The following is a 25059-nucleotide window of genomic DNA, read 5'->3' as shown; positions in this document are numbered from 1 at the left end:
AACACCGCATTCACCGTTCGTTTCGAGCGAAGTCGAGAAACCTGCGTAACGCCAAGCTCCGCTTCTCGACTTCGCTCGAAGCAAACGGATTAAGGGCGCACCCCTTCCGGCCGGTACGCAGGCCCCGCATAGGTCATCTCGCCCGCCCAATAGCGCTGGGAGACATGATACGCCGCCTGAACGATCGCGCTGCGCAGATCGGTGCGGCCATAGGCCATCTTGTTCGCGCCCTGGCAGGCCGACAGCCACGGCGACAGGCTCTCGAAAATCTTCATTTCCTGGTCCGATCCGGGCTCGGCCTTGATCAGCTTCTCCGTGCCCTGCGGATTCGACCGTGCGACGCAATCGGCGGTCAGGAACAAGGTCTTGGTCGGGTCCTCGACGCCCATCGTGTTCTTCTCGACCGGCAAGTCGAACCGGGCGAGATCGGGGATCGCGCGGTGCGGCTGCACGCCATATTCGACGAAATCGCGCTTGAAGAGCTCCTGCGCGATGCCGCCGCGGAGCGCGGTCACGCTGACCGGCGGCGTATTCCCGTCGCGGCAGGATGCGGCCGCGCCCAGCGACACTGAAGACCAGTCGACCTCGCCACCGGTCAGGGGCAGCGTCTTCAACATCGAGATCGCCGACCCGCGATCGCTCTTCACGATGCACTTGCCGAGCTGCACGCCCGCCTGCGCCGGGCTTTCGCTACTGGCGAGCGCGGGTGCAGCGAACGCGACCGCGGAAAGAACACCCGCAGCGACCAAAAGCTTCCCCATTCGATCCTCCCTGACAACGGACGCGCATCATGCGCCGCGTCGAGGCGGTTGAAAAGAGGGGCGATTATGCCGGTTCAGCGCGCAGTTTTAGGGTCGAGCAGCCTCAGCGCGCCAGCCAGGGCAACAGGAGCGAAGAAGATCGCCACCGCTCCGCCCCAGAACCACCCGACCGGAAGCACTTGCGACACGGCAAGCCGTATCGAATAGATCAACGCCACGGCCCCGGAAACGAGCATGGCGGTTTCGATCATCAAGATGGTGAGGCGCCGGATCATGGCCTCCGCTTAGAGCGGACACCCTTCCAGAGCCTTTCGCCAGCCTATTCCGCTGCTTGCGCGAAGCCCTCCCCGCGCCGCTCGATGATACGGCGTTCGATTTCCGGACGGAAGTGCCTGATAAGGCCCTGAATCGGCCATGCGGCGGCGTCGCCCAGGGCGCAGATCGTGTGGCCTTCGACCTGCTTGGTCACTTCCTCCAGCATGTCGATCTCTTCGATCTCGGCATTGCCTTCGCGCAGGCGCTCCATCACGCGCCACATCCAGCCGGTGCCTTCGCGGCACGGCGTGCATTGGCCGCAGCTTTCGTGCTTGTAGAAATAGCTGAGGCGCGAAATCGCGCGGACCACGTCGGTGGACTTGTCCATGACGATGATCGCCGCGGTGCCGAGGCCCGATTTCAGATCCTTCAGCGCGTCGAAGTCCATCGGGCAGTCGATGATCTGTGCGGCGGGCACCAAAGGCACCGAGGAGCCGCCCGGGATCACCGCCAGCAGATTGTCCCAGCCGCCGCGGATGCCGCCGCAATGCTTCTCGATCAGCTCGCGGAACGGGATGCTCATCGCTTCCTCGACCACGCATGGGCGTTCCACATGGCCGCTGATCTGGAAAAGCTTGGTGCCTTCGTTCTTCGGCCGGCCGATCGCCGCGAACCAGGCCGCGCCGCGCCGCAGTATCGTCGGCACGACCGCGATCGATTCGACGTTGTTGACGGTGGTCGGGCAGCCATACAGCCCGGCCCCGGCCGGGAACGGCGGCTTCAGGCGCGGCTGGCCTTTGTTGCCTTCCAGGCTCTCCAGCATCGCCGTCTCTTCGCCGCAGATATAGGCTCCGGCGCCGCGGTGGACGAACACGTCGAAGTCATAGCCCGAACCGCAGGCGTTCTTGCCGAGAAAGCCCTTGTCATAGGCTTCGGCCACCGCCGCGAAGAGCGTCTCCGCCTCGCGGATATATTCGCCGCGAATGTAGATGTACGCCGCCCGCGCGCGCATCGCGAAGCCGGCGATCAGCGCGCCTTCGACCAGCTTGTGCGGGTCGTGGCGGATGATCTCGCGGTCCTTACAGGAGCCGGGCTCGGATTCGTCGGCGTTGATGACGAGGAAGTTCGGTTTGCCCGGCTTCGGTTCCTTGGGCATGAAGCTCCACTTCATGCCGGTCGGGAAGCCGGCGCCGCCGCGCCCGCGCAGGCCCGAGGCCTTCACTTCCTCGATGATCGCGTCCTGCCCGCGCGCCATCAGGTCCTTGGTATTGTCCCAATCCCCGCGCTTGATCGCGGCATCGATGTGCCACGACTGAAAGCCGTACAGGTTCGTGAAAATGCGGTCCTTGTCAGCGAGCATCTTAAATCCTCCCCGGCACGGGGAGGGGGACCGCGCGCGTCAGCGCGTGGTGGAGGGGGCCGCGGGACCGGTGCAGGTGGAGGGCCCCCTCCACCATGCTGCGCATGGTCCCCCTCCCCGTCCCGGGGAGGATTTCTCGTAACCCGCTCACGCCGCCCACTCCGAACGATAATCATGGTTCTCACCCACCATCGCCGTCAGCGTGGTCGGGCCGCCTTCCGGCGCGCTGGTCTGGCGGCCGATGGTCGAGCCCGGCTTCGGCGTCTCGCCCCTGGCGAGCGCGTCGATCACGGCAAGCGTGCGGTCGTAATCCAGGTCTTCGTAATTATCGTCGTTGATCTGGACCATCGGCGCATTGGCGCACACGCCCAGGCACTCGACTTCGGAGAGCGTGAACAGCCCGTCGGCTGTCGTCGCGCCCTTCTTCATGCCGCGATCCTTGCAAGCCCGCATCACATCGTCGGAGCCGCGCAGCATGCACGGCGTCGTCCCACACACCTGCACATGATAGCGGCCGACCGGCGCTAGGTTGTACATGGTGTAGAAGGTCGCGACTTCGTACGCCCGGATGAACGGCATATCGAGCTGGGCCGCGACGAACTCGATCACCGGAATCGGCAGCCAGCCTTGCGTGTTCGTCTCGGCGCCCACCTGCCGCTGGGCGAGGTCCAGCAACGGCATCACCGCCGATTGCTGCCGCCCGGCCGGATAGCGCGCGATCACGTCCTTCGCGGTCGCGGCGTTCGCCTCGTTCCACGCGAACGCGCCCCAACGCGCGCGCGTCTCGGCCTCATCGGGAATTTGAACTGCGTCAGCCATTCAGATGCTCGTTGTTGCGGCGCCTGACAAAAAGCATTGACCGCGCGACGATGTGGAGAGCGGCTCCTGCCGCAAGACCGACCACAGCCAAGAAGGCTACGGGAACACCCGCCCAAAACATCACGCCATCGGTGTCACCAAGCCATGACGCAATCAGCGGAACAGCTATACACCCGATCCACACCGCCAAGCTGACGAGAATCGTGATCCTCGCGATCCTGATCAACCTCACCGGTCACACTCCCCGAACACGATGTCGATCGCGCCAAGGATCGCGGTCACGTCGGCCAGCATGTGGCCTTTGCACATGAAGTCCATCGCCTGGAGGTGGCTGAACGCGGTCGGGCGGATCTTGCAGCGCCACGGCTTGTTGGTGCCGTCGCTGACCAGGTACACGCCGAACTCGCCCTTGGGGCTTTCGGTCGCGACATAGACCTCGCCTTCCGGCACGTGGAAGCCTTCGGTGTACAGCTTGAAGTGATGGATCAGCGCTTCCATCGATCGCTTCATCTCGCCGCGCTTAGGCGGCACCACCTTGCGGTCGAAGCTGGCGATCGGCCCGTCCGGCATCTCGTTCAGGCACTGGCGGATGATCCGCGCCGACTGGCGGACTTCCTCCACCCGCACCATGAACCGGTCGTAGCAGTCGCCGCGGGTGCCCACAGGCACCTCGAAATCCATCCGCGCATAGGCGTCATAGGGCTGCGACTTGCGCAGATCCCAGGGGATGCCCGAGCCGCGGATCATCGGGCCGGAAAAGCCCCAGGCCACCGCGTCTTCCTTCGACACGATCGCGATATCGACGTTGCGCTGCTTGAAGATGCGATTGTCGGCGACCAGGCTGATCGCGTCCTCGAACAGCCGCGGCAGCCGGTTGTCGACCCAGTCGCCGATATCGGCGAGCAGCTTCAGCGGCACGTCCTGATGGACGCCGCCGGGCCGGAACCAGGCCGCGTGCATCCGCGCGCCAGACGCCCGCTCGTAGAACTGCATGATGTCTTCGCGCAGCTCGAACAGCCACAGGTTCGGCGTCATCGCGCCGACGTCCATGACGTGGGAGCCGAGGTTCAGCGTGTGGTTCTTGATCCGGGTCAGCTCGGCGAACAGCACGCGCAGATACTGGGCCCTGAGCGGCACTTCCAGGTCGAGCAGCTTCTCGACCGCGAGCACGTAGGAGTGCTCCTGGCTCATCGGCGAGGCGTAATCCAGCCGGTCGAAATACGGCAGCGCCTGCAGATAGGTCTTGTTCTCGATCAGCTTTTCAGTGCCGCGGTGGAGCAGGCCGACATGGGGGTCCACCCGCTCGATGATCTCACCGTCCAGCTCCAGCACCATGCGCAGCACGCCGTGCGCGGCCGGGTGCTGCGGACCGAAGTTGATCGTGTAATTCTGGATGTCGATGTCGCCGGCGGTGTCCGGCTGCGCGGGCTCGCGCGCATCGATCAGGTCGATTGCGTCAGCCATTCTTCGGCTCCGGCTTCTTGCGCGGCTTGCGCGCCGTCTTGGGTGGCACCGGCTCGCCCGTCTCCGGCTTGCCGGCCTCGGCCGGCGGCTCGGCAGGAGCGCCGCTCGCCTGCAGCGGCTTTTCCTCCGGCTTGTTGCCCGGATGCGGCTGGCCGGCGCCGGTCTGGGCCGGGCTTTCCGTCGTCTTCGCCTGCTCGACCGGCGGCTTGTCGGTCACATTGACCGTGCCGGCCTTGGCGATCTGGTCGGCGGTGAGCGGCGTCGGCGCGCCTTTAGCCTCGGGCGAAGCCTTCTCGTCTCCCGGCAGCACATAGTCCGCACCTTCCCAGGGCGAAGTGAAGTCGAACGCGCGGAAATCCTGCGCCAGCTTCACCGGCTCGTAGATCACGCGCTTATGCTCTTCGGAATAGCGCATCTCGACATAGCCGGTCAGCGGAAAGTCCTTGCGCTGCGGATGGCCACGAAAGCCATAATCGGTCAGGATGCGCCGCAGGTCCGGATTGCCGTCGAACAGCACGCCGTACATGTCGTACACTTCGCGCTCCAGCCAGCCGGCGACCGGCCACAGCCCGGTCACGCTCGGCACCGGCGTGTCCTCGTCGGTCGAGACCTTGACGCGGACGCGGTGGTTCTTGGTCAGCGACAGCAGGTGGTAGACCACCTCGAACCGCTCCGGCCGCGACGGATAGTCGACGCCGGCGATCTCCATCAGCTGCTGATAGCCGAACTGGTCTCGCAACGTGCGGAGCACGTCGACGATCGCGGCGCGCTCGACCGTGAACGTCACTTCATAGACGCGCTCGACGGCCTCGATCACGGCCGCGCCCAGCGTCGGCCGGATCGCCGCGATCACGCCGTCGTTCGAGGCGACTTTCGGTGCCGGGCTAAGCACAAAAAACTCCGTTCGGGCTGAGCCTGTCGAAGCCCTGCCCTTCTTTCATGTCCGGAAGAACGAAAAGCAGCCCTTCGACAAGCTCAGGGCGAACGGCTTTGGAGAATGCACTCACCGCTCGATCGTCCCTTCGCGGCGGATTTTCCGCTGCAGTTGCATGATCCCGTACAGCAGCGCTTCCGCGGTCGGCGGGCAGCCGGGGACGTAGATGTCGACCGGCACGATGCGGTCGCAGCCGCGCACCACCGAATAGCTGTAATGATAATAGCCGCCGCCGTTCGCGCACGATCCCATCGAGATCACATAGCGCGGCTCCGACATCTGGTCGTACACGCGGCGCAGCGCCGGGGCCATCTTGTTGCAGAGCGTGCCGGCGACGATCATCACGTCCGACTGGCGCGGGCTGGCGCGCGGCGCCACGCCGAACCGCTCAAGGTCGTAACGCGGCATGTTGACGTGGATCATCTCGACCGCGCAGCAGGCAAGGCCGAACGTCATCCACCACAGCGACCCCGTCCGCGCCCATTGGAACAGGTCTTCCGTCGAGGTGACGAGGAAGCCCTTGTCGGTCAGCTCGGAGTTGAGATCATTGAAATAATTCTGGTCGGGAAGCTTGCCCTCGGGCGGGAAGACGTTCTCGGCCGGGCTGAGCATCACTCCCATTCCAGCGCTCCCTTCTTCCACGCATAGATATAGCCGAGCACCAGTTCGCCCAGGAACACCATCATCGCGATCCAGCTCGCCCAGCCCACCTTGAACAGCGAGACGGCCCAGGGCCACAGGAACGCCGCTTCCAGGTCGAACACGATGAACAGGATCGCGACGAGGTAGAAGCGCACGTCGAACTGGCTGCGGCTGTCCTCGAACGCCGGGAAACCGCACTCATATTCGCTGAGCTTTTCCGGATAAGGCTGGTGCGATCCGGTGAAGCGCGATGCGATCATCGGCAGGAAAACGAACGCGCTCGACAGGAGCACGGCGACGCCCAGGAACAACAGGATCGGCAGATAGCCGGCGGCGACCGACGCCATTGGGGAAACTCCGAGACAGACTTGGGCGCGCATCTAGGCCGCGACGCTGCAAGGCGCAACTGCCTCGGGCCATGCGCCCGTTATTTCGTCATCCCCGCGAAAGCGGGGATCCAGCCGCCCGAAGGGCCACAAGAAAGCTGGGTTCCCGCTTTCGCGGGAATGACGGGAAAAACAGCATTCAGCGCAGCGCGCCGGCGACCAATTTGTGCAGGCGCGAATGGAGCGCGTCGTTGGCGGCGAGGAACTCGCTTCGCTCCATCGCGCGGTCGCCGCCGCGGAAATCGGTGACGAAGCCGCCGGCCTCGCGCACGAGCAGGATACCCGCTGCCGCGTCCCAGGGCTTCAGCCCGGATTCCCAGAAGCCGTCGTAACGCCCGGCCGCCACCCAGGCGAGGTCGAGCGCGGCCGAACCAAAGCGGCGAATGCCCGCGACTTCGGGCGCGACCGCACTGAAGATGCGGCCCCACTGGCCCATGTCGCCATGCCCCTTGAACGGGATGCCGGTAGCGATCAGCGAGTCCGCCAGGTCGCGCCGCGACGAGACGCGCAGCCGCTGGTCCTGCAGCCAGGCGCCCCTGCCCTTTTCCGCCCAAAAGCTTTCGTCGGTCAGCGGCTGATAGACGATGCCGCTGGTGATCTCGCCCGACGGCTCCTGCACCGCGATCGAGATCGCAAAATGGGGAATTCCGTGCAGGAAATTGCTGGTGCCGTCCAACGGGTCGACGATCCAGCGCGGCTTCGACGGATCGCCTTCGATCTCGCCGGCTTCTTCCAGCAGAAAGCCCCAGTCGGGCCGCGCCTTTTTCAGCTCGTCATACAATGTCCGCTCGGCCTGCTGGTCGGCCTTGGACACGAAGTCCGCCGGCCCCTTGCGCGAGACCTGCAGGTGCGAAACCTCGTTGAAGTCGCGCCGCAAGCGCTGCCCCGCCTTGCGCGCGGCGCGCTCCATGACGGTGAGGAGACCGGAATGGGATGGCATCTATTTCTCCTCCCCTCCCGCTTGCGGGAGGGGCCGGGGGTGGGATCGTTATGTTTCGGAGCGGGTCAGTTCAGGCCCACCCCTAACCCCTCCCGCAAGCGGGAGGGGAACCGCATCAATCCGCCCGCTTCACGTAGGTCTTCTCATACACGTCGACCACAATCCGGGTTCCGCTCGCGATGTGCGGCGGCACCATGACGCGGACGCCGTTGTCGAGCACGGCCGGCTTGTAGCTGGACGAAGCGGTCTGCCCCTTCACCACCGCATCGGCCTCGACGATCGTCGCTTCGATCTGGTCGGGCAGCTGGACGGAGATCGGCCGATCTTCGTGCAGTTCCAGAACGACATCCATGCCGTCCTGCAGGAACGCAACTTCGTCGCCCAGCATGTCGGTGGGCAAAGTGATCTGGTCGTAGGTATCCTTGTCCATGAAGGTCAGCTGGTCGCCGTCGCGGAACAGGAACTGGAAATCCTTGGTGTCCAGCCGCACGCGCTCGACCGTCTCGGCGGAGCGGAAGCGGACGTTGGTCTTCCGGCCGTCGATGAGGTTCTTCATCTCGACCTGCATATAGGCGCCGCCCTTGCCCGGCTGGGTATGCTGGATTTTCACCGCGCGCCACAGGCCGCCTTCATATTCGATGATGTTGCCGGGACGGATGTCCACGCCGCTGATCTTCATGGTTCTACTCTTGAGAAAGACTGGAAAGTGGGGCGCGCCTTAGCGGGCGGCAGCTTGTCCGGCAAGCAGCGGGTAGGGATTGACCTCCTGTCCCTGCCACCAGCCCTCGCCCGCCCCCATCCGCTTGATCTCGAAATGGAGATGCGGCGCTTCGGGGCTGGCGTCGCCTGTCGAGCCGACAGCCGCGATCACGTCGCCGCTCTTCACCTGCTGCCCCTCGGCAAGCCCCGGCCGATATGCGTCAAGATGGGCATAATAATAGACGATCGCGCCATCAGGGCTCCGCACATAGACGGTGTGGCCGCCGTTCCTGCTCTCGAAGATCTTCTCCACTCGCCCAGGCGCCGCGGCGACGACCGGCGTGCCGCGTGCCGCCATGATGTCGATCGCGTGATGCTCGCGCTGCCCGCCGCCGCGGCTCTGTCCCCAGGTGTCGGTCAACTGCTCGGGCCGAACGCCCGCGACCGGAATGACGAGCCCGCTGATGCTGCGGATCGCCACGGTTGGCGTCGCCGTCGGCGTGGCCGCGGGTGCCGGCGCCTGCGCGGCCGGTTTTTCAGGCGATCCGGTCATCATCGTCGCAAAGGCGATGGCGCCCAGAATGAAGATCAGCAGCAGCAGCCAGCCGAACCGGTTCAAGCGGCTACTCCTGGAAGATGGCCGGCGTGCCCGGCTTCACGATCAGCGACAACCTTGCCGCGTCCCAGTTCGTCATGCGGATGCAGCCATGACTTTCGGTGCGGCCGATCGTCTGCGGCTCGGGCGTGCCGTGGATGCCGTAATGCTCCTTGCTCAGGTCCATCCAGATCACGCCCACCGGCCCATTCGGCCCGGCCGGCAGCGTCGCCTTTTCGTCGCCCGGCTTCGCATCCCAGAATAGGTCGGGGTTATAATGGAACTTCGGGTTGTACGAGAAGCCTTTGATCTTCCAGCTTCCGATCGGCAGCGGATCGTGCTGCGATCCCATCGTCACCGGGAATTGGGCAACGACCTTGTCGCCGGAAAAGACGCGGAGCACGCCGTCGGACTTGTCGACCACGACCTTGTCGCCCTGCGGCTGCTGCGCATTGACGCCGAGGTCGGCCAGCGTGCGCCGCCAGCCTTCGTCCTTCACGCCGGCATAATCGCGTGAACCCGGCACCACCGCCGGCACCTTGATCGACTGGCCCGCCTTCAGCGGGGTGTCAGGGCTATTCAGCGCCATCAGCGTCGCCGGGGTTGTGTGGTAATGCTCGGCGAGCTTCTCCAACGGCGTGCGGTAGCAGAGGCATTGCAGCTTGGCCTGGTCCGCCGGTTCCTTCGGGATCGGATTGGTGAACGGGCCGGCGATGTCCTCCGGCGCGATCTGGACCGTTGTTACGGCCGAAGCAGGATCGCCTGCGCCCAGCGCCTTCAGGGTCGCATCGTCGATCTTGCCGCTGACGCTCAGGCCGCGCGCCTTCTGAAAGCCGCTCAGCGCACGGCGCAGCGAAGCGCCCGACTTGCCGTCGATCACGCCGGGCGAAAAGCCGGCCTTGTCGAGCGCGACCTGCGCCTGCATCACCGTCAGGTCGATCCCCGCGGGCGAGGCGCCCTGAGCGAAGACCGTTGCCGACGCCGCCAGCGCGGCCACTGCCAAGATTTGTTTCACGCCTATGTTACTCCTGCTCACAGCAGGCCCAACGCAACCGCGCGAAATTCTTTCCGGGCCAGAAATGAACGGCTTGGTCGATCCGCCCGGCACTTTCGTCGCATTCATGCAATACGTAGCGTCAAGGCGCACGTATCTGCCGCGTCAGGGAGCGCGTCGCGTGTCAGATGTCGTAAAGCCGATCCGTAGCCGAACCGTGCCGGTGCCACCGGCCGCGGGCCAGTTCGGCTGGATGCCCTCTGCCGCTTCCGGCGAAGCTCACGGCAGCCGTCCGACCGGCTGTCCAAGCCTCGAGCAATTCGAAGCGCGCTACCTCTATTCGAACGATCCGCACCACCCGCCCCGCGCGGCGTAGATGCGCTAGCCCAGCAGCGCCACGAACCGCCTCACCGCTTCGGCTTCGCCTTCCGGTGCGTTCCACACCGCCCCGCTCACCGCCAGGAAATCCGCGCCCGCGTCGATCAGCGGTTGCGCATTCTCGGGCGTGATGCCGCCGATGGCGACGCACGGTATCTCGAAGATCGTGGACCACCAGCCAAGGATCGACGGGTCCGGAAAGTGCCGCACGTCCTTGGTCGTCGTCGGATAGAAGCTGCCGAAGGCGACATAGTCGGCCCCCGCCTCGCCTGCTTCCATCGCCAAATGCTTGCTGTCGTGCGCGGTAACGCCGATCTGCGCGCCCGGACCCAACTCGCGCCGGGCGTCGCGCGGATCGCCGTCGTCCTGCCCCAGATGCACGCCGTCGGCGCCCAGCCGCTTGGCGAGCGCGATCGAATCGTTGACGATGAAAGCGACGTCCCGCTCGCGGCAGATCGCCAGCAGCGGCTCGGCCAGCACCGCCGCCTTGTGCTGGTCGACACCCTTCACGCGGAACTGGAACGCCGCGACCGGGCCGGCGTCGAGCGCCCGCTTCAGCCGCTCCGGAAAGTCCCCGCCCACATCCAGCGGCGAGATCAGGTAAAGCTGGCACGGTCCGCGCTCTTCATCCCGCGCGAACAGTTCGGCGAACGATTCGTTGTGCATTGAGTGATCCGTATCGGTTGCTCGGGCTGGAACTACCGGCATTGGCGCGGGGCCTTCTACCCGGAGGGCCTGCCCGTCAAGCGCTGGTTCGAACACTATGCCCGCCACTTTGACACGGTCGAGGTCAACGCCACCTTCTACCGGCTGCCCGAAGCGCCCACCTTCGCGAAATGGCGCGACCAGGCGCCGCCCGGCTTTTGCTACGCGATCAAGGCGCCGCGCTTCATCACCCATATGCGCAAGCTGAAGGACTGCGACGAAAGCATGGCGCGGTTCCTGGGTCGCGCCCGCCACCTCGCGCCTGCGCTTGGCCCCATCCTCTATCAGCTCCCACCGAACCTGCGCTTCAATCGCGAGCGGCTGACGAGCTTTATCGCCCTGCTCCCGCCCGATCTCACGCACGTCTTCGAATTCAGGGAGCCAAGCTGGCTCGCCGACGGAGTGCTGGAGCTGCTCGATGCAGCCGGTGTCGGCTTCTGCTCGCACGACATGCCCGGCCAGGCTCCGCATCGCGCCGCCACCGGCCGCGCCGCCTATGTCCGCTTCCACGGCAGCACCGGCAAATATTGGGGCCGCTATTCAGAGGAAACGCTCTCCGGCTGGGCCCAATGGCTCCGCGAACAGGAAGCGCAAGGCCGCCGCGCCTGGGCCTATTTCAACAACGACATCCACGCCGACGCGATCGCGGACGCAACCGCGCTCAAGTCGCTGGCGGGCATGTGAGGAATGGTAGCGGAGGAGGGACTTGAACCCCCGACACGCGGATTATGATTCCGCTGCTCTAACCAACTGAGCTACTCCGCCCCAGGCAGGTGCGGCCCTATAGGTAAGGCCTCGGCAGGGGTCAACAAGGTCCGATGCCTCTTGCAATCCTCGACGCTTCCCGGCTTATCCGCCCCGCGAGAGGGAGGCGGAATGACTCGATACGATGTGTTGATCGTGGGGGCAGGACATGGCGGCGCACAGGCCGCGATCGCGCTTCGTCAGGCGCATTTCGAGGGCTCGATCGCCCTTCTCGGCGAAGAGCCGGAGCTTCCCTATGAGCGGCCGCCGCTTTCCAAGGACTATCTGGCCGGCGAAAAGGGCTTCGAGCGCATCCTGATCCGCCCGGAGAAATTCTGGACCGAGCGTAACGTGACATTGCTGCCCGGCCAGCGCGTGCTGACCGTCGATCCGGAACTCCACGAAGTCGGCACCGACGCCGGCGAGCGGATCGGCTATGGGAAGCTGATCTGGGCGACCGGCGGTCGCCCGCGTCCGCTTCCCTGCCCCGGCGCGCACTGCGTCGACGTGCATTTCGTCCGCAACCGCGCCGACGTCGACGGCATCATGGCAAAGCTCGATCGCGTCGAGCGCGTTGCCGTGGTCGGCGGCGGCTATATCGGGCTGGAAGCGGCAGCCGTGCTCTCGAAGCTCGGCAAGCGCGTCAGCCTGTTCGAAGCACTGCCCCGCGTCCTCGCCCGCGTCGCCGGCGAACGCCTCTCGCGCTTCTACGAGGCCGAGCACCGCGCGCACGGCGTCGACCTCCGGCTCGGCGCCCAGGTCGAGGCGTTCGAGCTGGACGCTGACGGCAACAAGCTCGCCGGCGTCCGCCTCGCCGATGGCGAGATGGTCGCCGCCGACCTCGCAATCGTCGGCATCGGCATCATTCCCGAAGTCGAGCCGCTGCTGACCGCCGGCGCCGAGGGCGGCAATGGCGTCAACGTGGATGCGCAGTGCCGGACCAGCCTGCCCGACATCTTCGCGATCGGCGATTGCGCCGCGCACGAGAACCCGTTCGCCGGCGGCGCGCGCATGCGGCTCGAATCGGTGCAGAACGCGAACGATCAGGCGACTTTGGTCGCCAAGACCATCATCGGCGAGGACGTCGCCTATCACGCCGTGCCCTGGTTCTGGTCCAACCAGTACGATCTTCGCCTGCAGACCGTCGGCCTGTCGGTCGGCCATGACGACACCGTGCTGCGCGGCGATCCCGAGACCCGCAGCTTCTCGGTCATTTACCTGAAGCAGGGACGCGTCACCGCTCTCGACTGCGTCAACGCGACCAAGGACTATGTCCAAGGCCGCAAGCTGGTCGAAGTCGGTGCGGAAATCGACCCGTCGCTTCTCTCGGATGCGTCGAAACCGCTGAAGGAGCTGCTGACCTAAGCCCCTCCCTTTTAAGGGAGGGGTTGGGGTGGGTGTTCGGCCGACAGGCCGAGCAAAACTCCGAATTTATTGCGAAACGGCACTTTCCCACCCCAACCCCTCCCCTGAAGGGGAGGGGCTTAACGGAACCGATGCTCCCCCATCCGCTCCCACGGCCCGCCGCGATACCACCAGCTGGCCAGCCCCACGATCTGCAGCGGCCGGACCGCAAACCCCGTCTGCAGCTCGTCAAGCAGTGCCTTCGCCACCTTCGGCTCAACCTTGTTCTGGACCGTGATGTGCGGCCGCCACGGCGCCTGGTCCTGCGGAATGAGCAGCCCCGCGAAATGGTCGGCGAGCCGTTCCCGAATGTCTTCCAGGTCCGGGCTGTGCACCTCATAGGCAACGCCGCGTCCAAGATGCCTGAGCCCCGCCAGCCGCGCGCCCGGCGCCTTCGCCCGCGTTTCGGCCTTGAGCTGATCCTTCAGCTCGTCCGCGACCCCCGGCGGCAGATGGTGAAACAAAGTGATGTGAGCCGGCACCAGGTTGCGGTCGGGTGGGAAATGCGCGCGGCGCAACCTATCTGCCCAGGCGAAATCGCTTGCGCCAAGCATGGCCGTGACGATGATCGGTGCGGACAAGCTTTCCTCGGGAGACTGCCGGATGATCGACTTCTACACTGCCGCCACGCCCAACGGCTACAAAGTCTCGATCATGCTGGAGGAGTGCGGGCTGGAATACACGCCGCATTTCATCGACATGTCGGCGCAGCAGCAGAAGAGCCCGGAGTTCCTCGCGATCAATCCGAACGGCCGCATTCCGGCGATCGTCGACGACGGCTTCCCGGTGTTTGAATCGGGCGCGATCCTGATCTGGCTGGCGGACAAGGCAGGCAAATTTCTGCCCAGCGACCCGAAAGGCCGCAGCACCGTCATCCAGTGGCTGATGTGGCAGATGGGCGGCCTCGGCCCGATGATGGGGCAGCTCAACGTCTTCAAGCGCTATTTCCCCGAACATATCCCGTCCGCGATCGATCGCTACGAGCGGGAAAGCTACCGCCTGTTCGGCGTCATGGACGGACGGCTCGCGGACTCGCCCTATTTGGGCGGAGACGAATACAGCATCGCCGACATCGCCTGCTGGCCCTGGGTGCGTGCCTATGAATGGCCGGGCCTCACCCTTGACAACCACCCGCATCTAAAGGCCTGGGCCGACGGGATCGGCGGGCGCGACGCGGTGAAGCGCGGCGTCCAGATTCCGCCCCGCCCCGAAATGACCGACGAGGCCCGCAAAGAGTTCGTCGAACGGGCAAGGAAGATTTTGGCCTGACCAAACCCTCTCCCTCCGGGGAGAGGGCGACTCGGCCCTGCGGGGCCGAGCGGGAGAGGGGCCCGGGCGCTGTACCACGGTCCCCTCTCCCCGCTCGCGCTCGCAAGCGCGAGTCGACCCTCTCCCCAATGGGGAGGGGGTTAGATTAAATCTCCACCTGGCTCCCCAGCTCGACGACTCTGTTCGTCGGCAGCTTGAAGAATTCCATCGCGCTTTCCGCATTGCGCAGCATCCACGCGAACAGCTTCTCCCGCCAGATCGCCATCCCCGGCCGCGCCGAGGCGAGCAGCGTCTGGCGCGCCAGGAAGAAGCTGGTGTCCATCATCTTGAACTCTTCGCCGCAACCGGTGACTTGCTTCAGCGCTGCCGGCACGTCCGGCTCCTGCATGAAGCCGTATTTGATCACCAGCCGGTGGAAGCCATGGCCGAGCGGCTCGAGCAAACAGCGCGTCTGCTGCTCGACATAGGGCACGTCCGCGATCTTCACGGTCAGCAGGATCACCCGCTCGTGCAGCACCTTGTTGTGCTTCAGATTATGCAGCAGCGCGTGCGGCACGCCGTCCGGCGTCGACGTCATGAACACCGCCGTGCCCGGCACGCGCGTCGCCGAGGTCGCGGCGGACTCGATGAAGATGGAGACCGGCATCGCCGCTTCCCGCAGCCGCTCGATCATCAGCCGCCGTCCCTTGTCCCACGTTGTCAGCAAGGTGAAGGCGATCAGGCCGATCAGCAGCGGGAACCAGCCGCCTTGCGGCACCTTGGTCAGGTTCGACGCCAGATAGGCGAAATCGACGGTGAAGAAGATAGCGAGCAAGGCCCCGGCGGCCACCTTGTTCCACTTCCACAGCGTGAACAGCACCACCGCGATCAGGCACGAGTCGATCGCCATCGCGCCCGTGACAGCGATGCCATAGGCCGCCGCAAGGTTCGACGAGGACCGGAAGAACAGGACCAGCAGGATGACCATCGTCATCAGCGCCCAGTTGATGACGGGGATGTAGATCTGGCCCGCGGTCGAGGCGCTGGTGTGCGTGATCCGAAGCCTCGGGATGAAGCCAAGCTGGATCGCCTGCTGTGTCACCGAAAAGGCGCCCGAAATCACCGCCTGGCTGGCGATGATCGTCGCGAAGGTCGCCAAGATCACCAGCGGCAGCCGCAGCGCTTCCGGGGCCAGCAGGAAGAACGGATTCTCGATCGTCCGCAGCGCTTCGCCTGGCGGCAGCGCCAGCACCATCGCGCCCTGCCCCAGATAATTGAGCATCAGCGCGGGCAGCACAAAAACCAGCCAGGACCCGCCGATCGGCTTGCGCCCGAAATGGCCCATGTCCGCATACAGCGCCTCGGCGCCCGTCACCGCGAGCACGACCGAGCCGAGCGCGAGGAACGCGCGAACGTGATCGCTGACGAAGAAGTGGATCGCGTGCCAGGGATTGAGCGCGAACAGCACGGAGGGGTCGCGGATGATGTGGGACAGCCCAAGCGCCGCGATGACCGTGAAATAGACGAGCATAACGGGCCCGAACAAACGCCCGACCGCCGCCGTCCCGCGCGACTGGATGAAGAACAGGAAAACGAGGATGCCGACCGCGAGCGGCACCACGAGCGGCTCGAACCGCGCCTCGACCACCGTCAGTCCCTCGACGGCCGACAGCACCGACATCGCGGGCGTGATCATGCTGTCGCCGTAGAACAGCGCCGTCGCGAACACGCCCAGCAGCACGATCGAGGTGCTCCAGCGCTTGCCCGGCGTGCTGCGATTGATCAGCGCCAGCAACGCGAGGCTGCCGCCTTCGCCCTTGTTGTCGGCGCGCATGATGACGGCGACGTATTTCAGCGTCACCATCAGCATCATCGACCAGAAGACGAGGCTCAGCACGCCGAAGATGTGAAAGCGGTCGGGCGTCAGCGGATGATGGCCCGCGAAGGTCTCGCGGAATGCATAGATCGGACTGGTGCCGATATCGCCGAAGACGATGCCGACCGCGCCGATCGCCAGCTTCAGGAATCCGTCATGCCCGTGGCCGTGCTGCTCGACCGACGTGCTTTCCGGTACGGCGCCCGTGATGGTCGCCGCATCTGAAATGCCGGTGCTCACGGCAGCAATGGATCGTTGAAAACTGGCATCATGTGCATAACGAACAAAAGCGTCCTTGGCCCCCACGAACGCGGCGCGCGCGCCTAGCACGCGCCCGGAGGCCCCGCAATATGGCCCTTCAGCCCGCGCCGAACAATGCGTCGGCCTCGCTCCGGGTCGGCACCGAGCGGAGCACGAAGCTCGAACTGATCGTGGTCACGCCCGGCAAGCGGCCCAGATGCTCGCGGTGCAGCCGCTCGTAATCGTCCAGGTCCTTGGCGACGATCTTCAGCCGGTAGTCGTGCGCGCCGGAGATCAGCGCGCATTCGACCACGCCGTCGATCTCGGAGACCGCGCGCTCGAACCGGGCAAGGTCTTCCTCGACCTGGGTCGACAGCGTGATGTCGACCAAGGCCGTCACGTGGAAGCCCAGCGTCTTGTGCCCCAGCCGCGCGCCATAGCCGGTGATCTGTCCCGACGCCTCCAGCGCCTGGATGCGGCGCGTGCAGGCCGATTGGGACAGGCCGACATTCTCGGCGACATGGCTCACCGCCGCGCGGGCGTCGGTCGCGAGAATTTTCAGGATTTTTCGGTCGATTTTATCCATTGCCGCGAATCTATGCACGGCTTTGCCTTTCGAGCAACACTCTTTGCACAGATTCGCATAGCCGATTCGGGGTATGAGGCGCCGATCTTATTGCAACGAGGAGGGCAACATGCGCGTCGGCGTTCCGAAGGAAATCAAGAACCACGAATATCGCGTCGGCCTCACTCCGCCCTCGGTCGCCGAGCTGGTCGCCGCGGGCCATGAAGTGGTGGTTGAGACCAAGGCCGGCGACGGCATCGACTTCTCCGACCAGGACTATGTCGAGGCCGGCGCCCGCATCGTCCCCACCGCCGCCGAGGTCTTCGCGCAGAGCGACATGATCGTGAAGGTCAAGGAGCCGCAGGCCCAGGAGATCGCCCTGCTCGAGCCGCGCCACCTGCTCTTCACCTATCTCCACCTCGCGCCCGATCCCGAGCAGGCTGCGGGCCTGATCAAGTCCGGCGCCACCTGCATCGCCTATGAGACGGTGACCGCCCGCGACGGCTCGCTGCCGCTCCTGAAGCCGATGTCGGAAGTCGCCGGCCGCATGTCGGTCCAGGTCGGCGCCCACTATCTCGAAAAGGAACAAGGCGGCCGCGGCGTGCTGCTCGGCGGCGTGCCGGGCGTGGCGCCGGCCAAGGTCGCGATCCTGGGCGGCGGCGTCTCGGGCGTGAACGCGGCGCAGATGGCGGTCGGCATGCGCGCCGACGTGACGATCTACGACATCAACAACGCTCGCCTCGCCGAACTCGACATGTTCTTCTCGAACCAGATCAAGACGGCGTTCGCTTCGAAAGCGGCGGTGGCGGCGGCGGTCCGCAACGCCCATTTGGTGATCGGCGCGGTGCTGGTGCCCGGTGCGGCGGCACCGAAGCTCGTCACCCGCGAGATGGTCAAGACGATGAAGCGCGGATCGGTGATGGTCGACATCGCGATCGATCAGGGCGGCTGCTTCGAAACCAGCCACGCGACAACCCATCAAGACCCGGTCTTCGAGGTCGACGGCGTGATCCACTACTGCGTGGCCAACATGCCGGGCGCGGTCGCCCGCACCTCGGCCTTCGCGCTCAACAACGCCACGCTGCCCTTCGCGCTGAAGCTCGCGAACCTGGGGGCGGAAGCCGCGATGCGCGCCGACCAGCACCTCGCCAACGGCCTCAACGTGATGCGCGGCGAGATCCGCCACAAGGCCGTCGCGGAAGCGCTTGGACTCGAATACGTCGCGTTCTGATCAGGCCTAGTCCTCGCCCTGCGGCTTCGGCAGCAGCAGGGCGAGGAGAATGGCCCGGCACTCGCCGTCGATCGTCCCGTCGATCAGTTCGGGGCGGAATCGCCGCTGGAACGCCACGGTCGCGGCCAGCGGATCGGTGACTTCATAGCCGAAGCGCTCGAGCGCGAGCAGGAAACCGGCGTCGCTCCAGCCGGGGTCCATTAGATTTTTGGTCGGCCGCGGCAATGCGAGACGCAGCTTCGCCAGCCGATACCAGGGGAATAGCTCGCCCGGGTCTTGCTTGCGCGCCGGTGCCACGTCGGAGTGGCCGACGACATTGCCACGCGTGATGCCGTACTGCTCCTTGATGCCGTGGACGAGCGGGATCAGCGCATCGATCTGCTCTTCGGGGAATGGCCGGTATCCGAACTCGTGGCCCGGATTGACGATCTCGATGCCGATGCTGGCCGAATTGACGTCGGTGATGCCGCGCCAATGGGAGCGACCGGCGTGCCAGGCTCGCTTTTCCTCCGGCACCAGGCGGAGCACCTGCCCGTCCTCGGTCACGACATAGTGGGAGGAAACCTTCGCTTCCGGGTCACGCAGCCGCTCGATCGCCGAAGCGGCGTCCTGCATGCCCGTATAATGCAGCACGATCATGGAGATGGGGCTGCTACGCTCGTCGAAGTTCGGCGACGGCGCGTCGATGATCTCTCTCAAGCGCGGCTCTCCCCTGCCCTGGCGGAGCGGATCGTGATGATCGCGACCCCGGTGAGCGCGATCACACCGCCCAAAATCATGATCCACGTCAAGGGCGTGGCGAAGAACCAGGACGCGAACGCGACCGACAGCACCGGCGACGCGAGCGTCAGCGGCGTAACCGATGCGACTGGATGGCGCTGCAAAAGCCAGGACATCGATCCGTGTCCGATCAGCGTGGAGCCGATCGCGGAAAACGCCACCCAGCCAAAACTCTTCAAGGGGATGTGCGGCAGGGCGGCAAAGCCCTGCGGCTCGAAGACCAGCGCCGCGGGCGCCAGCACCAGGGTTCCGACCAAGCCGATCCAGCCATAGATGGTCAACACCGGCACGCCCTTCAGGCTCCGCTGAATCAGCGACGAGAAAGCCCATATCGCGCTCGACAGCGCCGTCAGGGCGATGCCTGCCAGCTCGTGCTGAACGGCGGGATCGAACACCAAAATGCCGACGCCGAGCAGCGAGAGCGCAACGCCGACGATCCGATAGACCCGAATGCGCTCCTTCAGCACCAGCACCGCCAGCAGCATCGAGAACGGCACCCCGAGCTGTCCGGCGATCGCCAACGCGCTGACATTGGTCGCGACGACCAACGAAAGGTTGATGACCAGGAAGAACAGCCCGCCGGTCAGCAGCCCCAGGCCCAACAGCGCGCGCATCTTGCCGGGCACGATCCTCAGCCAGCCGATGCAGACCGCCAGCACGATCGCCTGACGCAGAAACGCGGCGGTGAACGGCTGGACTTCCGTGACGGCCATTTTGACGGCAATGATGTTGAGCCCCCACATCAGGTTCATCACCGCCGCGACGATCAGGTCGCGCGGTCCGAGCCGGGGCTGAAGCTGGGTCACGCAAGCGGCTCTAGCGGCGCCGGCGCGCGCTTCAAGCCGCCTTCAGTTTTGCGCGAGCGGCCTTGCGGTAAAGCCCCCGCAACTCAGGCGCCGAAACGAAAGCGTCGGTTTGTCCGATCACCGTCTCGCCGGCACCGAGCATCAGATAACCGTCGGGCGCAAGGCTGGACGCCAGCCGATCAAAGGCTTCGCGGCGGCGCTCCGCGTTGAAATAGAGCAGCACGTTGCGGCACAGAATCAGATCGAACGTTCCCGTCTGGGCCATCAGCAGGTTGTGGCGGCGGAAGCGAAGATAGCGCGCGAGCTCCCGCTTCACGCGCCAATCGTTGCCAACCTGGTCGAACCAGCGCAGCATCGATGAGACCGGCAAGCCACGCTGAATCTCGAACTGGCTGTAAAATCCGCCGCGCGCCTTCTGGATCGCGGCTTCGGATACGTCGGTCGCTGTGATGTCGATCGTCCAGCCATCCCATTTGGCGCGGCTTTCGGCGAACATGATCGCGAGCGAATAGGCTTCCTGCCCGGTGGAGCAGCCGGCACACCAAATGCGTAGCCGGCGTTGCGCCGCGCGCGCCTGACGCAAGGTCTCCAGAGCCCCGTTGCGGATCAGCTCGAAAGCCTGCGCATCGCGAAAGAAGAAAGTCTCGTTATTGAGCAGCGCCTCGACGACCTCGGAGCCAAGGCTGGAATCGCGCGCCGACTGCAGCTCGGCGACAAGTGCATCCAGATTGGCGATGCCGCGTTCGCGGATCAGCGATTTGAGAACGGTATCGATTCGCCACAACCGATTGGGCCCGATCTGTTGACCAGTTCGCGCCTCCAGCAGATCGGCGAGATAGCCGAGCGCGTCTCTGCCGATGCTCATGCGCCTGCCCGATCGCGCTTGATGAGCAGGTCGGCGATGTGGGCCGGCGGCAGCATGGCGCTCGCAAGCCCGGCCTGCGCGACCACGCCCGGCATCCCCCAGACGACCGAGCTTTCGCGATCCTGCACGAAGACGTCGCTGCCGCCTTCCGCCAACCTTTCCGCGCCGCGCAGACCGTCGCGGCCCATCCCGCTCAGCACGATGCCGACGGCGGCTTCACCGAAAGTTTCGGCGACACTCGCGAGCATGGGATCGACCGACGGGAGACAACCGCTTTCCACGCGCTCGGCCGTAATGCGGACGCGTGGCATGCCGCCGCTCATCTCGACCGACAAATGGCCTTCGCCGGGCGCAACCAATACATGGCCGCGCACGAGCGGCGTGCCTGCCCGGGCGACCTCGGTTGGCCGACCGGACATTTCCTGCACCTGCATCGCGAAAATGCTCATGAAGGACGGCGGCAAATGCTGCGTGATCAGGATCGGCGCGGCAAAGCGTGACGGTAGCGCACGCAGCAGCTCGGAAAGCGCGTGCAAGCCGCCTGTCGAGGCTCCGATCGCCACGCAGGCAACGCGGCCGCGGCAAAGCGCACGCAGCCGGACATGAGGCATCGGTTCCGGCGTCTGCCTGCCAGCCGCTCCCGCTTCCGGCGCGTGGCCGATCCGGACCAATTTCTCCGCAAGGATTTCGGCAAACCGGCCGCCGAACGCGCCCGCGCCGGGCTTGGCGAGCGTGTCGGCCGCACCCAGCGTCATCGCCTGGATCGACGCGGCCGCGCCCTGCTCGGCGGAAGACGAAACGATCAACACCCGCGCGCCGCGGCTTGCCGCGATCAGCGCCGGCATGGCGCTGAGCCCATCCTGCCCGGGCAGCTCGATGTCGAGAAGAATGATATCGACGCGATTGCGCGCAAGGAACGCGAGCGCCGCTTCGGCACTGGGTACCGTGGCGGCTAGCTGGAACTCGGGGCGGTCCCCCACCATTCGGGTGAACACGGCCCGCGCGACCGCCGAATCGTCGACGATCAGCAGGCGGATAGGCTTTGCCGCAGCGGCAGCCTGCCGGGCGCTCATCAAGGCGCTGTGCGGCATCGCCGGCGGCTTCGGCTCAGGCGAGGCCGACGATCTGAAGCTTGCTCGCGATGGTGTCGCGATCGAAGGGCTTCATCACATATTCGTCGGCGCCGGCCTCGATCGCCGCCTTGATGTGGCCGATGCCGTTTTCGGTGGTGCAGAACACGATCTTCGGGCGCTTCGGCAGATTGGACGCCGACAATGCCTTCAGGAACTCCATGCCCGTCATCACCGGCATGTTCCAGTCGAGCAAAACCACATCGGGCGGCGACGCCTCGCAGTGAGTGAGCGCATCCCGGCCGTCGCCGGCTTCCGCCACCTCGAAGTCGAGCGTCTCCAGGATATGACGCGCCACTTTCCGGATGACCTTCGAATCATCGACCACGAGGCAGGTTTTCATTGTTATTACTCGACCTTTGTTCTGTCTTGCGCTGTCCTAGGCCGGAGAGAGTAAGCGTCGGGTTAAAGATAGCGCTACGCTGCCAACGCTTCGTCGGAACCTGCGACGATCCGTTCCGGATCGATCAACAGCAGCGACTCCCCGTCATATTCCAGCATGCCGAGCGCAACCCTCGCCCATCCCGGCTCCAGCCGCGCCCGGATCGGCTGCGGCGCCTCGTCGATCACCCGCGCATCCTCGATCGATCCGACCAGCAGACCGTAGTGATGGCCGTCGATATCGACCACGACTGCGCGGCGAGTCAGGCTCGGGGTCTGGGTCAGGCCAAGCGAACATTCGCAGCAGATGACCGTCAGCACCTTGCTGCGCAGCGCGGCGAGGCCCGCGACATGCGGCGGCGAGAGCGGAACGGGCGCAATCGGCCCAAGATCGACGACCGAATCCACAAGCGAAGCGCTGATGGCGACGGGCTGCCCCGCAATGGCTGCGATCAGATACAGATTCTCCATCACGCCCTCCGCCTCGCAACCTGGTTTTCGATCGCCGCCAGCAGGCCCATCCGGTCGTAGCGGTAGATGCTGCCGTCGTTCGCGCCGGCCATATCGGGACGGAGCCGAATCACTGGCGCTGGGCCACTTTCCTCGCTGGTCGAGCTGGCGATGACGACATCCGGCTGTTCGGACGCTTCTCCGCTGAAGCCGACGCGGTAGCCAGCCGCTTCGAGCAGCGGCCGCAGGATTTCGCGCGACCAGCGATCTTCAGGATCGGCGAGCAGGCAAAGCGGCCGCTCTTCCTTCGTCGGGGCAGCGCCCGCCTGCGCAAACAGCCAGAACACGTCGATCAGCTCGACCTGTTCGCCATCGACGAGCGCGACGCCCGCGATCGGCCCTTCCGACGCCGCCGACTGGAAGCCGGGCGGAAGCTGCACGATGTCGATGACGTCGTCGATGAGATAGGCCAGCTCCGAAACACCGTCGCTCAGCCGCAGCAGCTTGACGGTGGCGAGACCAGATGTTGCCTCCGCGTCAGCGCCGGCGAGCGGCAGCAATCGCCCCTCGATTGCCACACGCACTTGCCCGGCCGTGACGGCGATGCGGTCAGCCGGCACATCTTCGAGCCGCTCGACCACGCCGAGCCTGACACCCAGCCGCCGCCCGGCCAGGTCGCGGAACAGCAACGTCGAGACGAAGTGGCGCTCCACCTCTTCCGCCGAATCTTGCGCGAGCAGCTTGAGAGGATCGCTCTCTTCGGGCTTGATCCCGGCCCGCGCCGCGACTCCGGCCGCGTCGAGCATCAGCATCGGCACGCCGCTGTCCGGCAGCGACATGCCGCCATAGACGCCGGCGCCCATCACCGCAGGCGAGGCCGGCTTGATGACTAGCTCTTCGTGATCGTGCACGGCGCCGACGCACAAGGCGTAGGAAAGACCGGTGCCGGCGCCGACCACGATGATCGTGCGCCCGGCGGTTTCCTCTACGGGGCCGAGCCCGAGCACTTGCTCCAGATGAACGAGCGGCAAGGTGCGGCCGCGGATCGTCGCGACGCTGGCGTCGCCGAGCATATCGACGCGGATCGACGCGCTCGACACATGCACGATTTCCTCGATTGCGGCGCGCGGAATGGCAAAGCTCTGCTCGCCCGCCGACACCGTCAGCGAAGCGATGATCGTCAGGGTGAGCGGCACGCGGATGATCGTGCGCAGCCCGATGCCCGGCCGGTTGTCGAGCTCGATCGAGCCGCCGATCCGCTCGATGTTGGACTTCACCACGTCCATGCCCACGCCGCGGCCGGAAATGGAGGTCACTTCCTGGGCGGTCGACACGCCCGGCGAAAAGATCAGCGCCGCGCGCGCGGCAGGCGGCAGCGCGTTCGCGAGTTCCTGAGTGATGACGCCGCTTGCAATCGCCTTGGCGACGACGCGCGCCTCGTCGATCCCCTGCCCGTCGTCGGCAATTTCGATGACGATCTGGTTCCCCGACTGGCGCGCGCTGATCGACAGCCGCCCGGACTCAGGCTTGCCGCGCTTGCGGCGGACGTCGGCCGGCTCGATGCCGTGATCGATCGAGTTGCGGACCATGTGGGTCAGCGGATCGCGCATCAGTTCGATCATCTCGCGATCGAGCTCGACGTCGCTGCCGTCGATATCCAGCTCAACTGCCTTGCCCAGTTCAGCCGAGGTGTCGCGGACCATGCGGGGCAACGCGGAAAACAACTTCTCGATCCGCTGCATCCGGGTGCGCGTGATCGAATCGCGCATATCGGCAAGGCAGGTAGAGAGCCGCTCGAACGCGCCGCCGACTTCCTGCTCGGCGCCCACCTCGCGCAGCCGGCGCGCGAGTTCGTTGCGGGCCAGCACCATGTCCGACACGCCGCTCATCATGCGGTCGAGCAATTCCAGCGGCACGCGGATGCTGCGGGCCGGGGCCTTATTCGAGGATTGGGTGACTTGCGTCGGCGCGCCCGTGACCGGGCAGACAGGCGCTTCGGCGGAAAGCGCGGCGATCAGTAGGCCATCGTCGCCATCCGGCAGGGCCGTGCCGCTCTCGAGCGCTTCGTTCAGTTCGCCGATACGATCGATAATCGCGAGCACGGCGCTGACCAGCGAGGCGTCCGCTGTGCGAGTGCCGGCGCGCAGCTCGGCCAGCACATCCTCGGCGGCATGGCTCAGCCGCTCGAGACGCGGCAGATCGAGGAAGCCGCAGCTTCCTTTGACCGTATGAACGAAGCGGAAAATCGCATCGAGCCGGGAGCGATCGCCCGGATCGGCCTCCCACGCGATAATCTCGCCCGACAATGCGTCGAGCGTCTCGCGCGTCTCCGCCAGAAATTCCGCCAGTAAATCGTCCATCAGGGCCCACTCACCAAGAGTGAGCCCGCTATGGAGCCGGGCGGGTT

28 protein-coding genes and 1 tRNA gene are annotated in these 25059 nt (G+C 65.6%); 5 read left to right on the top strand and 24 right to left on the bottom strand.

Annotated features, from left to right (window positions below):
• Positions 1–89: 89 nt before the first annotated feature.
• From ACFSCW_RS06160 to ACFSCW_RS06105, 12 genes are all read right to left on the bottom strand, one after another.
• Positions 90–761 (bottom strand): hypothetical protein, encoded by a 672-nt coding sequence (locus tag ACFSCW_RS06160; RefSeq protein ID WP_380887941.1) that lies wholly within the window; start codon positions 759–761, stop codon positions 90–92.
• A 74-nt stretch (positions 762–835) separates the two neighbouring features.
• Positions 836–1036, bottom strand: coding sequence for a hypothetical protein (locus ACFSCW_RS06155; protein ID WP_380887939.1), 201 nt, complete (start codon positions 1034–1036; stop codon positions 836–838).
• 44 nt (positions 1037–1080) lie between these two features.
• A complete protein-coding gene (gene nuoF / locus ACFSCW_RS06150) occupies positions 1081–2376 on the bottom strand; it encodes an NADH-quinone oxidoreductase subunit NuoF (RefSeq protein ID WP_380887937.1) in 1296 nt (431 codons plus the stop codon).
• A gap of 147 nt (positions 2377–2523) precedes the next feature.
• Positions 2524–3195: a complex I 24 kDa subunit family protein gene (locus tag ACFSCW_RS06145; protein ID WP_380887935.1), complete on the bottom strand. Its 672-nt coding sequence runs from the start codon at positions 3193–3195 to the stop codon at positions 2524–2526.
• Positions 3196–3423: 228 nt separating this feature from the next.
• Positions 3424–4659 (bottom strand): NADH-quinone oxidoreductase subunit D, encoded by a 1236-nt coding sequence (locus tag ACFSCW_RS06140; RefSeq protein ID WP_380887933.1) that lies wholly within the window; start codon positions 4657–4659, stop codon positions 3424–3426.
• Positions 4652–5551, bottom strand: a complete 900-nt coding sequence (locus ACFSCW_RS06135; RefSeq protein ID WP_380887931.1) for an NADH-quinone oxidoreductase subunit C — start codon at positions 5549–5551, stop codon at positions 4652–4654. The genes ACFSCW_RS06140 and ACFSCW_RS06135 overlap by 8 nt, the downstream gene beginning before the upstream one ends.
• A gap of 111 nt (positions 5552–5662) precedes the next feature.
• Complete coding sequence (locus ACFSCW_RS06130; protein WP_380887929.1) at positions 5663–6214, bottom strand: NuoB/complex I 20 kDa subunit family protein; 552 nt, start codon at positions 6212–6214, stop codon at positions 5663–5665.
• Entirely contained in the window at positions 6205–6582 is a 378-nt protein-coding gene (gene ndhC / locus ACFSCW_RS06125) for an NADH-quinone oxidoreductase subunit A (protein ID WP_380887927.1), read from the bottom strand. Before ndhC ends, ACFSCW_RS06130 begins: the two co-directional genes overlap by 10 nt.
• A gap of 178 nt (positions 6583–6760) precedes the next feature.
• Complete coding sequence (locus tag ACFSCW_RS06120) at positions 6761–7561, bottom strand: inositol monophosphatase family protein (protein WP_380887925.1); 801 nt, start codon at positions 7559–7561, stop codon at positions 6761–6763.
• 115 nt (positions 7562–7676) lie between these two features.
• The gene (efp, locus tag ACFSCW_RS06115; RefSeq protein ID WP_380887923.1) at positions 7677–8240 is read right to left on the bottom strand and encodes an elongation factor P; all 564 of its coding nucleotides are present in this window, start codon (positions 8238–8240) and stop codon (positions 7677–7679) included.
• 39 nt (positions 8241–8279) lie between these two features.
• A complete protein-coding gene (locus ACFSCW_RS06110) occupies positions 8280–8879 on the bottom strand; it encodes a M23 family metallopeptidase (protein ID WP_380887921.1) in 600 nt (199 codons plus the stop codon).
• Positions 8880–8883: 4 nt separating this feature from the next.
• Positions 8884–9870, bottom strand: a complete 987-nt coding sequence (locus tag ACFSCW_RS06105; RefSeq protein WP_380887919.1) for a L,D-transpeptidase family protein — start codon at positions 9868–9870, stop codon at positions 8884–8886.
• Positions 9871–10030: 160 nt separating this feature from the next.
• Here ACFSCW_RS06105 and ACFSCW_RS06100 point away from each other — a divergent pair, with 160 nt between their 5' ends.
• Positions 10031–10225 (top strand): hypothetical protein, encoded by a 195-nt coding sequence (locus ACFSCW_RS06100; RefSeq protein WP_380887917.1) that lies wholly within the window; start codon positions 10031–10033, stop codon positions 10223–10225.
• Between the two features lie 5 nt (positions 10226–10230).
• Here ACFSCW_RS06100 and thiE read toward each other — a convergent pair whose 3' ends face one another.
• Complete coding sequence (thiE, locus tag ACFSCW_RS06095; RefSeq protein WP_380887915.1) at positions 10231–10893, bottom strand: thiamine phosphate synthase; 663 nt, start codon at positions 10891–10893, stop codon at positions 10231–10233.
• 3 nt (positions 10894–10896) lie between these two features.
• Here thiE and ACFSCW_RS06090 point away from each other — a divergent pair, with 3 nt between their 5' ends.
• Positions 10897–11616, top strand: a complete 720-nt coding sequence (locus ACFSCW_RS06090) for a DUF72 domain-containing protein (protein WP_380887913.1) — start codon at positions 10897–10899, stop codon at positions 11614–11616.
• Between the two features lie 4 nt (positions 11617–11620).
• Here the strand turns inward: ACFSCW_RS06090 and ACFSCW_RS06085 are convergent.
• Positions 11621–11697, bottom strand: a tRNA-Met gene (locus ACFSCW_RS06085).
• 111 nt (positions 11698–11808) lie between these two features.
• Here ACFSCW_RS06085 and ACFSCW_RS06080 point away from each other — a divergent pair.
• Entirely contained in the window at positions 11809–13041 is a 1233-nt protein-coding gene (locus tag ACFSCW_RS06080; protein WP_380887911.1) for an NAD(P)/FAD-dependent oxidoreductase, read from the top strand.
• Between the two features lie 119 nt (positions 13042–13160).
• Here the strand turns inward: ACFSCW_RS06080 and ACFSCW_RS06075 are convergent, their stop codons facing one another.
• Positions 13161–13634 carry a 2'-5' RNA ligase family protein gene (locus tag ACFSCW_RS06075; protein WP_380887909.1) on the bottom strand — a complete coding sequence of 158 codons (474 nt, stop codon included), beginning with the start codon at positions 13632–13634 and terminating at the stop codon, positions 13161–13163.
• On the opposite strand from ACFSCW_RS06075, the gene ACFSCW_RS06070 reads away from it, so the two are divergent.
• Complete coding sequence (locus tag ACFSCW_RS06070) at positions 13633–14349, top strand: glutathione S-transferase family protein (RefSeq protein ID WP_465270202.1); 717 nt, start codon at positions 13633–13635, stop codon at positions 14347–14349. The genes ACFSCW_RS06075 and ACFSCW_RS06070 overlap by 2 nt on opposite strands.
• 145 nt (positions 14350–14494) lie before the next feature.
• Here the strand turns inward: ACFSCW_RS06070 and ACFSCW_RS06065 are convergent, their stop codons facing one another.
• Both ACFSCW_RS06065 and ACFSCW_RS06060 read right to left on the bottom strand, forming a co-directional pair.
• On the bottom strand, positions 14495–16432 hold the full coding sequence (locus ACFSCW_RS06065; RefSeq protein ID WP_380890029.1) for a potassium transporter Kup: 1938 nt from the start codon (positions 16430–16432) through the stop codon (positions 14495–14497).
• Between the two features lie 130 nt (positions 16433–16562).
• Positions 16563–17030, bottom strand: a complete 468-nt coding sequence (locus ACFSCW_RS06060; protein WP_380887907.1) for an Lrp/AsnC family transcriptional regulator — start codon at positions 17028–17030, stop codon at positions 16563–16565.
• 109 nt (positions 17031–17139) lie between these two features.
• Here ACFSCW_RS06060 and ald point away from each other — a divergent pair, with 109 nt between their 5' ends.
• Positions 17140–18240 (top strand): alanine dehydrogenase, encoded by a 1101-nt coding sequence (ald, locus tag ACFSCW_RS06055; RefSeq protein WP_380887905.1) that lies wholly within the window; start codon positions 17140–17142, stop codon positions 18238–18240.
• A gap of 6 nt (positions 18241–18246) precedes the next feature.
• Here ald and ACFSCW_RS06050 read toward each other — a convergent pair whose 3' ends face one another.
• The 7 genes from ACFSCW_RS06050 to ACFSCW_RS06020 form a co-directional block, all read right to left on the bottom strand.
• Complete coding sequence (locus ACFSCW_RS06050; RefSeq protein ID WP_465270206.1) at positions 18247–18879, bottom strand: N-acetylmuramoyl-L-alanine amidase; 633 nt, start codon at positions 18877–18879, stop codon at positions 18247–18249.
• A 56-nt stretch (positions 18880–18935) separates the two neighbouring features.
• Positions 18936–19826 (bottom strand): DMT family transporter, encoded by an 891-nt coding sequence (locus tag ACFSCW_RS06045; protein ID WP_380887903.1) that lies wholly within the window; start codon positions 19824–19826, stop codon positions 18936–18938.
• Positions 19827–19857: 31 nt separating this feature from the next.
• Positions 19858–20691: a CheR family methyltransferase gene (locus ACFSCW_RS06040; protein ID WP_380887901.1), complete on the bottom strand. Its 834-nt coding sequence runs from the start codon at positions 20689–20691 to the stop codon at positions 19858–19860.
• A complete protein-coding gene (gene cheB, locus ACFSCW_RS06035; RefSeq protein WP_380887899.1) occupies positions 20688–21782 on the bottom strand; it encodes a chemotaxis-specific protein-glutamate methyltransferase CheB in 1095 nt (364 codons plus the stop codon). Before cheB ends, ACFSCW_RS06040 begins: the two co-directional genes overlap by 4 nt.
• Before the next feature lie 16 nt (positions 21783–21798).
• Positions 21799–22164 (bottom strand): response regulator, encoded by a 366-nt coding sequence (locus ACFSCW_RS06030; protein ID WP_380887897.1) that lies wholly within the window; start codon positions 22162–22164, stop codon positions 21799–21801.
• A 74-nt stretch (positions 22165–22238) separates the two neighbouring features.
• A complete protein-coding gene (locus ACFSCW_RS06025; RefSeq protein WP_380887895.1) occupies positions 22239–22673 on the bottom strand; it encodes a chemotaxis protein CheW in 435 nt (144 codons plus the stop codon).
• Positions 22673–25012: a chemotaxis protein CheA gene (locus ACFSCW_RS06020; protein ID WP_380887893.1), complete on the bottom strand. Its 2340-nt coding sequence runs from the start codon at positions 25010–25012 to the stop codon at positions 22673–22675. The genes ACFSCW_RS06025 and ACFSCW_RS06020 overlap by 1 nt, the downstream gene beginning before the upstream one ends.
• Positions 25013–25059: the final 47 nt, after the last annotated feature.

It is taken from the genome of Sphingomonas tabacisoli, assembly GCF_042678385.1.
GTDB classification, from domain to species: domain Bacteria; phylum Pseudomonadota; class Alphaproteobacteria; order Sphingomonadales; family Sphingomonadaceae; genus Sphingomonas_B; species Sphingomonas_B tabacisoli.
The sequence above is the reverse complement of the archived record's forward strand: the minus strand, read 5'-3'. Positions and strand labels throughout refer to the sequence as shown.

Coding starts and splice junctions, on each gene's coding strand:
- ACFSCW_RS06160 (WP_380887941.1), bottom strand. CDS start 761: ATGGGGAAGCTTTTGGTCGCTGCGGGTGTTCTTTCCGCGGTCGCGTTC.
- ACFSCW_RS06155 (WP_380887939.1), bottom strand. CDS start 1,036: ATGATCCGGCGCCTCACCATCTTGATGATCGAAACCGCCATGCTCGTT.
- nuoF (WP_380887937.1), bottom strand. CDS start 2,376: ATGCTCGCTGACAAGGACCGCATTTTCACGAACCTGTACGGCTTTCAG.
- ACFSCW_RS06145 (WP_380887935.1), bottom strand. CDS start 3,195: ATGGCTGACGCAGTTCAAATTCCCGATGAGGCCGAGACGCGCGCGCGT.
- ACFSCW_RS06140 (WP_380887933.1), bottom strand. CDS start 4,659: ATGGCTGACGCAATCGACCTGATCGATGCGCGCGAGCCCGCGCAGCCG.
- ACFSCW_RS06130 (WP_380887929.1), bottom strand. CDS start 6,214: ATGGGAGTGATGCTCAGCCCGGCCGAGAACGTCTTCCCGCCCGAGGGC.
- ndhC (WP_380887927.1), bottom strand. CDS start 6,582: ATGGCGTCGGTCGCCGCCGGCTATCTGCCGATCCTGTTGTTCCTGGGC.
- ACFSCW_RS06120 (WP_380887925.1), bottom strand. CDS start 7,561: ATGCCATCCCATTCCGGTCTCCTCACCGTCATGGAGCGCGCCGCGCGC.
- efp (WP_380887923.1), bottom strand. CDS start 8,240: ATGAAGATCAGCGGCGTGGACATCCGTCCCGGCAACATCATCGAATAT.
- thiE (WP_380887915.1), bottom strand. CDS start 10,893: ATGCACAACGAATCGTTCGCCGAACTGTTCGCGCGGGATGAAGAGCGC.
- ACFSCW_RS06080 (WP_380887911.1), top strand. CDS start 11,809: ATGACTCGATACGATGTGTTGATCGTGGGGGCAGGACATGGCGGCGCA.
- ACFSCW_RS06070 (WP_465270202.1), top strand. CDS start 13,633: ATGGCCGTGACGATGATCGGTGCGGACAAGCTTTCCTCGGGAGACTGC.
- ACFSCW_RS06075 (WP_380887909.1), bottom strand. CDS start 13,634: ATGCTTGGCGCAAGCGATTTCGCCTGGGCAGATAGGTTGCGCCGCGCG.
- ACFSCW_RS06060 (WP_380887907.1), bottom strand. CDS start 17,030: ATGGATAAAATCGACCGAAAAATCCTGAAAATTCTCGCGACCGACGCC.
- ald (WP_380887905.1), top strand. CDS start 17,140: ATGCGCGTCGGCGTTCCGAAGGAAATCAAGAACCACGAATATCGCGTC.
- ACFSCW_RS06050 (WP_465270206.1), bottom strand. CDS start 18,879: ATGATCGTGCTGCATTATACGGGCATGCAGGACGCCGCTTCGGCGATC.
- ACFSCW_RS06040 (WP_380887901.1), bottom strand. CDS start 20,691: ATGAGCATCGGCAGAGACGCGCTCGGCTATCTCGCCGATCTGCTGGAG.
- cheB (WP_380887899.1), bottom strand. CDS start 21,782: ATGCCGCACAGCGCCTTGATGAGCGCCCGGCAGGCTGCCGCTGCGGCA.
- ACFSCW_RS06030 (WP_380887897.1), bottom strand. CDS start 22,164: ATGAAAACCTGCCTCGTGGTCGATGATTCGAAGGTCATCCGGAAAGTG.
- ACFSCW_RS06025 (WP_380887895.1), bottom strand. CDS start 22,673: ATGGAGAATCTGTATCTGATCGCAGCCATTGCGGGGCAGCCCGTCGCC.
- ACFSCW_RS06020 (WP_380887893.1), bottom strand. CDS start 25,012: ATGGACGATTTACTGGCGGAATTTCTGGCGGAGACGCGCGAGACGCTC.